Origin of the sequence: Pedobacter rhizosphaerae (genome assembly GCF_900111155.1) — a bacterium.
In the GTDB taxonomy this organism is placed as follows: domain Bacteria; phylum Bacteroidota; class Bacteroidia; order Sphingobacteriales; family Sphingobacteriaceae; genus Pedobacter; species Pedobacter rhizosphaerae.
Genome location: NZ_FOGG01000008.1, coordinates 31,268 through 43,371, shown reverse-complemented (window position 1 = coordinate 43,371; position 12,104 = coordinate 31,268). Strand labels below are relative to the sequence as shown.

General features: G+C 37.9%; 12 protein-coding genes. 8 read left to right on the top strand and 4 right to left on the bottom strand.

The window, feature by feature from the left end:
• Positions 1 to 582 precede the first annotated feature (582 nt).
• Positions 583 to 2,088, bottom strand: coding sequence for a M60 family metallopeptidase (locus BMX11_RS08405; RefSeq protein WP_175474511.1), 1,506 nt, complete (start codon positions 2,086 to 2,088; stop codon positions 583 to 585).
• A 211-nt stretch (positions 2,089 to 2,299) separates the two neighbouring features.
• Between BMX11_RS08405 and BMX11_RS24270 the strand changes: the two genes are divergently transcribed.
• Positions 2,300 to 2,470: a hypothetical protein gene (locus BMX11_RS24270; protein WP_175474510.1), complete on the top strand. Its 171-nt coding sequence runs from the start codon at positions 2,300 to 2,302 to the stop codon at positions 2,468 to 2,470.
• A gap of 49 nt (positions 2,471 to 2,519) precedes the next feature.
• Here BMX11_RS24270 and BMX11_RS08400 read toward each other — a convergent pair whose 3' ends face one another.
• Together BMX11_RS08400 and BMX11_RS08395 are read right to left on the bottom strand one after the other, a co-directional pair.
• The gene (locus BMX11_RS08400; protein WP_090883416.1) at positions 2,520 to 3,047 is read right to left on the bottom strand and encodes a hypothetical protein; all 528 of its coding nucleotides are present in this window, start codon (positions 3,045 to 3,047) and stop codon (positions 2,520 to 2,522) included.
• A gap of 31 nt (positions 3,048 to 3,078) precedes the next feature.
• The gene (locus BMX11_RS08395; protein ID WP_090883414.1) at positions 3,079 to 3,876 is read right to left on the bottom strand and encodes a DUF4382 domain-containing protein; all 798 of its coding nucleotides are present in this window, start codon (positions 3,874 to 3,876) and stop codon (positions 3,079 to 3,081) included.
• A 197-nt stretch (positions 3,877 to 4,073) separates the two neighbouring features.
• Between BMX11_RS08395 and BMX11_RS08390 the strand changes: the two genes are divergently transcribed.
• The 7 genes from BMX11_RS08390 to BMX11_RS08360 all read left to right on the top strand — a co-directional run bounded on the left by BMX11_RS08390 (position 4,074) and on the right by BMX11_RS08360 (position 10,217).
• The gene (locus BMX11_RS08390) at positions 4,074 to 4,376 is read left to right on the top strand and encodes a hypothetical protein (protein ID WP_139180148.1); all 303 of its coding nucleotides are present in this window, start codon (positions 4,074 to 4,076) and stop codon (positions 4,374 to 4,376) included.
• A gap of 11 nt (positions 4,377 to 4,387) precedes the next feature.
• Complete coding sequence (locus BMX11_RS08385; protein WP_090883409.1) at positions 4,388 to 5,230, top strand: hypothetical protein; 843 nt, start codon at positions 4,388 to 4,390, stop codon at positions 5,228 to 5,230.
• 1 nt (position 5,231) lies between these two features.
• On the top strand, positions 5,232 to 5,906 hold the full coding sequence (locus BMX11_RS08380) for a response regulator transcription factor (protein ID WP_090883407.1): 675 nt from the start codon (positions 5,232 to 5,234) through the stop codon (positions 5,904 to 5,906).
• Positions 5,907 to 7,241: a sensor histidine kinase gene (locus BMX11_RS08375; RefSeq protein WP_090883404.1), complete on the top strand. Its 1,335-nt coding sequence runs from the start codon at positions 5,907 to 5,909 to the stop codon at positions 7,239 to 7,241.
• Positions 7,242 to 7,339: 98 nt separating this feature from the next.
• Entirely contained in the window at positions 7,340 to 8,515 is a 1,176-nt protein-coding gene (locus tag BMX11_RS08370; RefSeq protein ID WP_394332672.1) for a glycosyltransferase family 87 protein, read from the top strand.
• Complete coding sequence (locus BMX11_RS08365; protein WP_090883400.1) at positions 8,512 to 9,444, top strand: glycosyltransferase family 2 protein; 933 nt, start codon at positions 8,512 to 8,514, stop codon at positions 9,442 to 9,444. The genes BMX11_RS08370 and BMX11_RS08365 overlap by 4 nt, the downstream gene beginning before the upstream one ends.
• Positions 9,444 to 10,217, top strand: a complete 774-nt coding sequence (locus BMX11_RS08360) for a polysaccharide deacetylase family protein (RefSeq protein WP_090883398.1) — start codon at positions 9,444 to 9,446, stop codon at positions 10,215 to 10,217. The genes BMX11_RS08365 and BMX11_RS08360 overlap by 1 nt, the downstream gene beginning before the upstream one ends.
• Positions 10,218 to 10,289: 72 nt before the next feature.
• Here BMX11_RS08360 and BMX11_RS08355 read toward each other — a convergent pair whose 3' ends face one another.
• Positions 10,290 to 12,029, bottom strand: a complete 1,740-nt coding sequence (locus BMX11_RS08355) for a S8 family peptidase (protein ID WP_090883649.1) — start codon at positions 12,027 to 12,029, stop codon at positions 10,290 to 10,292.
• Between the last annotated feature and the right edge of the window lie 75 nt (positions 12,030 to 12,104).

Below are 12,104 nucleotides of genomic sequence, written 5' to 3'. Positions count from 1 at the left end.
GCAATAGTCCTGGCTCATTGTTCCTTGTTCTTTCGTGTTTCTCGTTTTCATGGTTAAGAACATTGAAGTTAAGAATAGTTAAGCTCTGGCAACAAAACTGTTAATAGTTACGCTTTCCTTTTGGCGGTAAATAAGGTCAAGATAATGCGATAGTCTTTGTTCCTTGCTCGTTTTTAATATTAAGAAGTTAAGCTCAGGCAGCAAAAATGTTTTTACCAATCTGTAAATATTAAGGGTTTGGATATCGCTATTCCCAAAGGCATGAAAACTATTAAATCACTGGTTATCAAATAGAATAACCATAACATTGTATTGTTTTTTATTTGCGCGACATATAAAAAACAAGGAAACAGAAGTGTACAAAATATTAACTTAAATAGATTTATTCATACCCAAGGAATCAGCTTGTTCGAAAGTAACTATTGCCAACTGATAATTTATCTTTAGAAATGCGCAAACTATTAATCCATTTTATCAAAGATTTGCAGCAGTCATCATTATTTAACCTGAAGAATATTTAATTGTTATTGCCTAAGTAAATGCCATCAAGATGTTATTACTATTTGTGCTTCTATTCATCACCTAGTTTAAGGGAGGAAAATTAAAAGGCATCCAACCTGGAAGTATTTCTAATTCCTTGACGACGCTTTCCGAAACGGGAATTCCCCATTGGATAAAAAATGGAGCAACATTTCTTTTCGCAGATTGAGAGAATGTTTTCACAAAGAAATCAATTTTTTCCTGATCCTTTGCTCTTCCATTTTTAAAAGGAAGCTTATGGTACGCCCTGAAAAAGGTTTTGAAGGTTTCCCAGCCGAACCCTTCCTGCAACTGGCGAAAGGTTGTTAATCCGGTCCAGGGATCTTTCTTCCATTTCTCATAAGATGGGCCTTCGGCAAAGTAACTCTTCAATATTTTCTGCGTACTTGCATTAGAAATTGCGGTGTGGCTATTGTCTCTTCCACCAACCAGTCTATCAAACATATATAAGGAGAAGAGGTTGTTACTAACTTCGGTGGTGCCGCCAAACACCCAGTCCATATTTTGCATATTGTGGCCAATTTCATGGAAAAAGCCCCAGTTTGCACCACCGCCACTAGGTTTCATCAGCAATTCCGGATTGGCAATCACATCGGCTGAAATCATTTTTCTGCTTGGTGAATGGTGAACCATCATTGGGTAACCGCTGTGCATAAAGCCACCACCAATATGCTCATCTACCACAAAACGTTGCGCCCTGTAAAAAGGTAACGGAATCTGAGCCAGATCCATTTCTCCTTCAATAATTAAATCCCATAATTTCATGGTATGCTCGGGGTCGGTAACTTTTTGCAATACGCTATCCATTACAGTAATAATTACGTTTTTGGTTGCCAACTCTCCCCAGGGTGCTTTGTTATCCTGAAGTTGTTTCTTCCATTCTTCTGCTGTAGTAACGCCCAAAATAAACCTTGGCGACGCTATGGCGTGCGTAATTTTAAAAGTGGCTTCCCAGTTTTCTCCACGCGGCGGATAACCAATATAGATCAATCCACCAAAAGGCGAAGCAAAGCGATGGGTTCCTGTTTTTAATTCCTCCTTTTTTACCACTAATGGCATCCGCCGCCAATCTTCCTTACCGGCTACCCACTGATCTAAACGATCGCTGTGTGCACCAATCTGGACAATCATACCTTGTGTGTTCAGGCCTTTTGGAACCGTAATTTCGATGTATTCCCCAGCAATGGCATATAAACCGGTACTGTATAGATTATTGCTCCACTGGCCAGAATAATCCAGTTTAGAAACAATCGGCACCAATGCATCACTGTTTTTTTGATGGGTTATTTTAACTTCTCGGTCAATAAACTTGTAATTGGGCTTAACTTCCCCCGGGAAGTTAGCTGCTGATGGATGCGCCTTTATCAATTTGTAATCCTTTTCTTTCAGCGCCTGATTACTCCATTTACTAATAGCACCTCTAAAAGTAGTGTCTAGTTTAGATAGGGTAGCATTTGGAGAGATGATTACATGGGCAGGATCTTTCGTTTGTGCAGTTGCCTTTAAGGTACACATCGCCGTTAGCGCCATTACCCATACTGATTTCATATTTGGTTTCATTTGAGTGCTTGGTTATTAATAAGGCCAAATTGAGTTGACTTAATTTAAAAATAGGGCACTCATGAGGTAAAAGCAAAATCAAAAACAGCGCAAACGATTGACTATTTTAATTGTTACTCAAGCCATTAATTTTAGATCAGCTTATCTGCTCCGTGGAATATGAACTTGGCACAGTTATAGTACAATCCTATAAAAAACTATGAAACAGATATACTTTATCCTGGCATTATCAGCAATGCTTTTAACCAGTGCATGTTATACCACCAGAACGGCTGGCAACAGCGGAAAAGTTCCTCCCGGGCAAGCAAAAAAGGGTACAGGTTCTAAATCTGCAAGACCCTTTGCTCCAGGACAGCAAAAAAAGAATTAAATAAAAAACCTCCGGATTTGGAGGTTTTTTATTTTGATAACACAAACAACTAATGTTTTCCTTTGCCATTACCCTGGCCATTTCCTTTGCCGTTTCCCTTATTAATATGCTGTAGCTTAACCGGCTTAGCCTTCTGATAAGAAACAGCTTTGTAAGCTTTGGAATTGCCCTTAGCATTCCCCACCACATATTTCTTGTTCTTACTTTTTGCTATAACCGATTGACCATGATTTCCTTTAAACTTAGCATACTTCACTTTATGTGTAGTAAAATAGCGGTAAGGTTGAGGAGAGTTGATAACTACTTTATAGCCATTGTATAAATCGTACCCCCTGTATCTGGGTGGTAATGAGGTAGCAAAAACCCAGCCCCCAGTACCTAAATAAATAAACTGCCTTTTAGGCACATAATAATAACTTTCAATATCAGGCAAATAGTAATAATCTACATAATCATATCCTACGGGCCCCCATTGTGGCTGCGAGCCTATATTTACATTTACACTTACCTGAGCCTGAGATTTAAAAGAAATGCTGGTACCCAGTACGAGTAATAACAGCAAAAGTAACTTTTTCATGTGTTTATATTTAGATGTGAATTTCAGTTTTTTATTGTTTCAAGGTGATGGTACCCAAGGCTGTATTTTGTCCCAAAGCAACATTCACAGCAGTGATTGTACTGTCTTTGTAACCTACAACCGGCACAAATTTTACCGAATAAATACCCGATGCCAAACCACCCACAGTAAATCTGCCAGTTAACGGGTCAGCTACAGTACCCACAGTATCTGTCCCTGCAATAACCAATACCTCAGGATGGCTGGCCAGAGGTAAAACTGTTCCGGAAATTAATCCTGTAGTTGCAGCAGCTACACCACGTACCACTGGTTTCAATAAATATTTTCCATTTCCCGTGCTCACAATAGATTTTGCAGCATCAAAATCTAAAAGTAACGTATAAGTTGCGCCTTCAACTAATTCAGGATTGGCCGTCAACTTCACTTTCCAACCAGAGGTTTGTGCACTTGGAGTTTTAAGCTCCTGCTGAATACCGTTTACCACAATGGTATTTCCGGTTTCATTGAGTACCAATCTAATTTCTGTGATCTCGCCAGTAGGCATCTCGCCAGAAGCAACTAAAATATCTGGATTGCTGGTTCCGATTCTAAAATCCAGAATATCGAATATTCCAGTGCTTGCCGCGAAAATGTAAGGCTTATCTCCCGATACCAAAACGATTTCTTTTACACTCAGGTTGATCTTATCGAAATTACCTGGGGCATCAGTCATTTTTATTTGAACTTTAGTAGTTCCCTGACTGGATGAATTTTTCTTACATCCGTTAAAAGTCATCAGCACCACGGTTACTAATACGGCTATAACGGTATAGGCAAATTTTGTTTTCATAATTGTAGATGTTATTTCAAGTTTTTATACCCAAAGTTGAAGGCCGAAGATGAAACCAACATGAAATTTTTAATTTATTTTTTTCATCTTATTTTCATGTTGCCTATCTACATTTGAGTGTATAAGCTCCATCTGTCATGATGGTTTTAGGTAGGAGTTTACCTCGTAATGGGGTAAACTTTTTTTATATTTATAAAATGATCCGATTAGCCCTTACACTTTCCCTCATATTTTTTATTTCAGCATGTGCACTCGCCTCAAGGATGGACAATACTGTTGTGGGCTCTTATGAAGTTTCCCTAAATACACAACAAGGGCAAGAGCGAAAAAAACAGGATCAGAAAAAATTGGATAAAAAAACGTCAGGCCACCCAAAACCAGATCAGCCTAAAATTAAAGAGGTACCGAGAGCTAAACGACAAATTAAGCCAATGGCAGTAAAGCCAAACGTAAAAGTAAAACCTATTAAAATTATTAAACCGAAGATTAAAAGACCTTAACGGGTAAACCTATGAAGATCCGCCTCATAATATTCATCTCTTTTATAGTAGCAAAGGTGCATGCCCAGCAAGATTCGACGAAAGCAACACTTACCGTTGCAGCCATGTACAACAGCAACATTAATTATTACGGTCAGGTTACATCAGAGAAATACCCTTATGTTTTATTCAATGCTACCTTAAGGTTTTCGAACGGTTTATATTTTTCAGGTGGCGGTTACAAACTTCTAAATTATGGCTCAGCAATCTCAGAAACTGATTTAGGCATCGGCTATGAATACGATTTCAACGAAAAATTTACCACCGGTATTGCCTATACACACTCCTTTTTCCCAACTAACTCGCCTTTGCTGCAAGCATCCAATAGCAACAATATAAATACTTCGGCTGCCTATCAATGGCCCTGGTTTAAAACAGATATGAGTATCGACTTTGCTTTCGGAAGGCAGCGGGACCTGTTTCTAAGCCTCGGTAATTCAAAAGAAATCGAACTTGGAACAATCTTTAACGACAATAACCTCATCTCGATTACACCAGCAATCGAAATAACGGCAGGCACAACCCGTTTTTATGAAACCTACATTGTAGAAAAAAGTAAAAGACAAAATTCTAATGGCAACGGAAAAAGCGGCTCGGCCCCAGGAATTGTGAATGGCAATACCACTGAAACCATAGAAAGCTCAACGAATCAATTCAAATTGCTTGCCTATAACTTCAAATTGCCTGTAAATTATAGTACAGGAAACTTTCTCGCAGAAGCCAGTTATCAATTCTCGATATTGGGAAATTCAAAGCAAGAGGAGGTTAAACATCAACAATCATTCTTTGGTCTGGCTGTTTATTATCAGTTTTAGCATGAAGGTATTAATCATAGAAGATGAAAAAACGCTTGCCTTTGAGATGGAAAAATTTCTCAAAAAGGCTTTTTTCTTATGTGATCTTGCACATAACTTTAAACAGGGTTTCGAAAAACTGGAGATGAACCAGTATGATTATGTATTGATTGATTTAGGTTTACCCGATGGTGATGGTTTTGATCTCTTAACTAAAGCAAAAAAAAGTAATCCTGATGCAGCGTATATTATCCTTACGGCCAGAGGAAAGCTCGAAGATAGAGTGGCTGGTTTGGATATGGGGGCTGACGATTATTTGGCAAAACCCTTTTTCTTGCCCGAGCTCCAATCCAGGATGCAAGCCATTGCCAGAAGAAAATTTAAAGTTGCAGAAGAACTCCTCCCCCTCGGCAACTTCAACGTTGACCTTCAAAAACGGTTCGTTTTCTTTGGCGAAGAACAAATTGAACTTTCCCGTAAAGAATTTGATTTATTAAGCTATCTGCTGCTTCATAAAAACAGGGTACTCACCAGAATACAGTTGAGTGAACATATCTGGGGAAACTTTGTAGATGATGATTACGATTCGAATTACATAGATGCCCACATTAAAAATATCAGAAAGAAGTTAAATATTTATGCACCTACTGATTGGCTGGAAACCGTTCGGGGTGTTGGCTATAGAATTAAAAAGTAATTGAAACTATCTACTAAACTTACTTTATTTATTACCGGATCTAAACTGGCAATTGTAGGTCTGTTTGTGCTATTGCTTCCCTTCTTAGTTGGGCAGATTGCTGCTAACTACACCAACTTTTCCCTCAGGAACCAGCAAAAAAAAGTTCTCCAAAACATCAATAATAAGGGACTTGATTATTATCTCGAAGGTGAAGAAAATTACGGAAGCTATACCATGCTTAAAGATGAGTATATCGCACTGGAAGCTGCCGTTCCAGGCCTTAAACTGGATACTATACGCGATACCAAAAGAATTGTAGAGCAAGATACATTGGCTTACCGGGTATTGAGTTTTACTTTTCAAAAGAATAAGAAAAATTATCTCTTAGAAATCGGTAAAACTACTGCAAGTATCAACCTGTATAATGATGCCTTGCAACGCTTTGCTTTATATGTTCTTATTTTCCTTATCGCCTTGAGCATTATTATCGATTTAATTTTTACCCGTCAATTGATTAAACCCCTAAGCCAAATCATAAAACTCAGGCTGGCTAATACCAGGTTTCCTTTTAAAAAGAACCCGGGTAACATTACAACCAGTACCTATGATTTTAAGTACCTCGATGAGTCGCTCATATCTTTAATGGATCAGATCAATGAAGCCTTTGAGAAGGAGCGAGAGTTCACGGCCAATGCTTCTCACGAGTTTATGACCCCCATCAGCATCTTACAAAATAAGATGGAAAATTTACTTACCGAAGAATCGGCTTCCGAGACAGTGCAGGAGCACATTGTGGATATGATGAGGACCCTCGAAAGATTAAAGAAAATTTCCCGCTCACTCCTTCTAATTTCAAGAATTGAAAATGAACAATTTTCTAAACTGGAACAGCTAGAGCCACAAAAATTATTTAATGAAATTGCAGAGGAAATAAGCCATAGAATGGAAGAAAAAAACATTCACTTACAGGTCAATCTTAATCAACAGATAAAAATTAAAAATATAAATCACGACCTTTTATTTCAGCTTTTCTACAACCTGATTAATAATGCCATCAAATTCAACAAAGACAATGGCACAATAAAAATTACTGACGGCTTAGAAAAAGGTAATTACACAATATATGTTATCGACAGCGGTTTTGGCATTAAAGCCGAAGCAATTCCATACATTTTTGATCGCTTTAAAAAAACCGGACATGCCGAAAATATGGGTTATGGTTTAGGCCTTGCTATTGTAAAAAGTATCGCTAATTATTTGAACTTGAAGATTGAGGTTAGCTCTTCACCAGAAATAGGAACAACCTTTAAAGTCACATTTGAAAAAACACTCAGCCTGCATACCGCTTACTAAACAGCACTCCAATCCCTTTAAAAGAAATTTATGTGCCTTGTTGAAGTAATTCACTACACAGAAATTCCTTATATTGTGGCAAAATCACAATGACCCTGTTGAGCAAACCAAATTTTCAAAAAGCGATCGCTTTTCTATTGAGAAAGGAATGTATTATTGTTTTATATGTTTTACTGGCTATTATCGCAACCAGCAAACAATATTTACACCATAGCTTCAATAATTACCTCATTTATAAATATGTTTTCTGGCATACGCTGGATGCCCAAAATCTTTACAAGAACTACGCTGAATACTTGGATAGTAACCACTATGGGCCTGTTTTCTCGTTATTTGCAGCACCTTTTGCCTTACTACCCGATGGCCTGGGAACTTTCCTATGGAACATTGCTAATGTAGCTATCTTACTTTGGGGAATTTACAGCTTGCCACTTTCCCAAAATAAAAAAACAATAATTGCCTGGATCTGTGCCCACGAAACTTTAACGGCATTATTCAGCTTTCAATTTAATATTGCACTTACCGGTTTAATTTTATTGAGCTTTTCTTACGCAGTTCAAAGGAAAGAGGTTCAATCGGCTTTTTTTATTGCTTTAGGCACATTAATTAAACTATATGGTATTGTAGGACTGGCTTTTTTCTTCTTTACTAAAAATAAGTTTAAATTCATTTTAGGAGGAATTGCGGCATTTCTGGTGTTGTTTGTATTGCCAATGGCCATCTCTTCACCAGCCTTTATTATACAGAGTTATCAGGATTGGTATCAATCTTTAACCCACAAAAATTCCTTAAATGCATCACTAACTTCTTTTCAGGATATTTCACTTATGGGTATGGTACGCAGGATATCTGGAGATGTGACTATTCCTAACGGTCCCTTTCTAATTGGCGGACTTATCTTATTTGCGCTGCCTTATTTCAGAATCAAACAATATAAAAACCTAGGGTTCCAGCTCATGCTTCTGGCTTCAACGCTCATTTTCACAGTCATTTTTAGCAGCGGATCCGAATCTCCAACCTATATTATTGCTTTTGCCGGAGTAGCCATTTGGTTTATCGTTCAACCGAGCCCTAAACCGGCATGGATCATCGCCCTATTTGTTTTCGCCTTTCTACTTACAAGCTTATCCCCTACAGATATTTTCCCTCGCACCGTTAAAGAATTTATCCGTTTAAACTCGCTTAAAGCACTACCATGCGTGGTAATTTGGCTAACTTTGACCTATCAAATGCTGAAAGAAGATTTTGGAACCTATCAGATTGCCAATAAATGAATAAATTAGTTTCTATAGTTATCCCTGCTTACAACGAAGCAGATAATATTTTTGTAATTGCAGAGAGTATTAAAGGTGTATTTGCGACGCTTAATTATAACTACGAAATTATTTTAGTAGATGATGGAAGTGCAGACCATACGCTCGAAAGAATAAAAGAATATGCCGCAACGGCCGAGAACATCTTTTTTTTAGAGTTCTCCAAAAACTTCGGGCACCAATTAGCCGTTAAAGCCGGAATGGACCATGCCTTTGGCGATTGTGTCATTTCTATGGATTGCGATATGCAGCACCCACCAGAGTTGATTCCCCAGATGATTCAAAAATGGGAAGAAGGCTTCGAAGTGGTGTATACCATTAGAGAAGAGGATAAAAACCTGTCTAAAGGTAAAAGAAGTTCTTCCAGTCTATTTTATAAATTGTTAAACTGGCTATCAGATATTGAATTAGAAGCTGGAGCAGCCGATTTTAGATTACTTGATCAGAAAGTTGTGAATGTTTTTCGCAATTTCCAGGAAAATGAACCTTTCCTACGCGGATTAGTAAAATGGTTAGGATTTAAGCAATATGCCATTAAATATAATCCTGCTGCCCGTTTCTCTGGAAAAAGTAAATATACCATTAAAAAAATGTTTAGGTTAGCCCTGCATGGTGTTACTTCGTTTAGCATTAAGCCACTTTATTCTGCTGTTTATTTAGGTTTTATCCTTTCATTTGCTTCAGTATTATACGTTCCTTATGTACTTTATGCCTTTTTAAACCATGTAGAAGTTTCTGGCTGGGCCTCTGTCATCATGACTATCGTCTTCTTCGGAGGTTTACAATTAATTATCTTAGGGATTATTGGCATTTACGTGGGGAAAATGTTTATGCAGAGCAAAAACCGTCCTAATTATATTATCCGTTCAACCAACATTCCAACTAGATAATGGTATTACTAAGTTTTGATATAGAAGAGTTTGATATGCCATTTGAATACGGCAAGGAGATTGCATTTGAAGACCAGATTGCCATATCTCGTGCCGGCACCATAGCCATTTTAGACCTCTTAGATCGGTATGATGTTAAAGCTACCTTTTTCTGTACTGTTACCTTTGCCGAAAATATTCCTGACTTAATTAAAAGAATTACAGAAACCGGGCATGAACTCGCTTCACATGGCTATTACCATTCCGATTTTAAACCCGAACATTTACTCCAATCTAAACGCAAACTGCAAAAGTTATCGGGGGTAGAGATAACAGGTTACCGCATGGCCAGAATGATGCCCGTAGATGAAAAAGAAGTTCAGAAAGCTGGCTATGTTTACAATACCTCCATTAACCCAACTTATTTGCCAGGAAGATATAATAACTTCCATATATCCAGAACCTTTTTTAGAAAAAATGAGGTATTGCAGATTCCTGCCTCAGTAAGTCCTGTTATTAGATTCCCGTTATTTTGGCTTTCTTTCCATAACCTACCGCTCAGTATTTACAAGTTTTTAGCCCAGTGGACCTATAAAAAAGATAACTACCTTAACATTTACTTTCACCCATGGGAATTTACCGATTTGGATGATGTTGAACGTTTTGGTTTCCCGGGGTATGTTCGGAAAAATACAGGCACGAAAATGATTAAACGCATGGAGCAACTAATCGCCTGGATGAAGGCAAAAGGCTATCCATTTGGCACTTTTCATGATTTTATCCAAACCATTTAATTGATGCCAAGAACTGTAAATTCAAACCTGAACTGTTAACAGCGAACTGAAAACTGAAAACTGCCAACCGATCTACTTATAAGTTTCGGCCAGCTTCAACGCTTGATAGGCATTGACAATACCACCACTTACGCAGATATCAGAAAAAGGAACTTTCACATTTTCGTCTTTTTCATTCTTATACTTGATTTTGTGATTCACCTTGCTCACAGATTTCATGATGATCTCCCGTACCTGAGCCGGCTTTAATTGAGGGTAGTAACTTAAAATTAAGGCTGCCAATCCGGCCACTACAGGAGATGCCATACTTGTACCATCCAATTCTTCATATTTACCTTCCGGAATGGTAGAGTTAATTAAAAAACCTGGTGCAAAAACATCTACATTATATTTACCGTAATTAGAAAAATCGGCTTTTAGGTTATCATCATCTTTATAGGCACTGGCACCTACCTCTATCCAATTAGAAGCATGAGGTAGTTTATATTTAGCAGAATCTAAGGGAGCAGGTTTAATAATCGCATTCCGTTCTAATGGTGGCCTCATTCCCATTCCATTCTGGTTAATTGCCTTTGGCGGACTAAAGTCGGGGTTAAAGGGCTTTTTATGTGCTTCCTTATAAGCTTCCGCTTCAGGGCTATCAAAGTATTTATTAGGGTAGTTTTCTTCAATATCATTGTTCTGATTATCATTACCAGCGGCGTGAACCAGTAGAACGCCTTTGCTTTCTGCATATTTGACAGCTTCATCTACCACTTTCTTATCCCACTTGTACGATTTTCCAAAACTCATGTTAACTACCTTCGCCCCATTATCTACCGCATATCTTATTCCGTTGGCTACATCCTTATCCCGTTCATCGCCAGTAGGTACAACTCGAATGGCCATGATCTCAACATGATTAGCCACTCCCATTATCCCTAAATTATTGAGGCGATTGGCACCAATAATACCTGAAACGTGGGTTCCGTGCTTTGCATCAGGTCCTTTTACATCATTGTTACCATAATTACGCTGGTTCGAATTGCTATAATCATCGCCTACCAATGCTGCACGTGGATCGTATTTTGGATTCAAATTGTATTTAAGCATGGCATCGTATTGATCGTACCCATCCTTAATACTCTTATAAAACTTCTCTACACTTCCCTCTTCCTTGGTGCCTTTTTTAATAATGGTTTTTACATATTCTTCATCTTCATTATCGGGCACATATTTATCAATATCTTCTAAACTGGCTACTGGTTTGTTATTAATTTTAGCAACAGAATCCATTACTTTCTTAATGGCAATGAGTACAGGAAAGGTTTTGCTGGCATCTTCATATTTTTTACCAAAATCGCCAACCATTTTTTTGTATAACCTGAATTCCTCCTTTTGTGCACTATCTAAGGGAGTTAAATTTGTAGTAGACTGATATTTAGGCGTGTATATCCGCAACAACCTAACCAATTCCAGGTTATCAAACTCCAGATTTCCTTTTTTTGAGCCTATAAAATTCCAGCCATGTATATCATCAACATAGCCATTTCCATCATCGTCTATACCGTTTCCTGGAATTTCGTTTTTATTCGTCCACAGCACATCCTTCAAATCCTCGTGCTTCGTGTCTACTCCACCATCAATTACTGCAACAATAATCTTTTCTTTAGGCTTTTTGTCCTTTAGTAGCTCGCGATAAGCCTTTTCGGTACTGATTCCAAAATAACCACTTTCTATTAGATCAAGATTAAACCAATTGGCAGGAAGTTGTACCTTTTTACTTTGTCCGAAAGCAATTGTTTGGAAGCCCAGTAAAAAAACCAGAAGCATGAAATTTTTTAGATTCTTATTCCACATATTAATATGTACGTATAAGTGCAATAATACGGTTTTATTGCTTTGGGC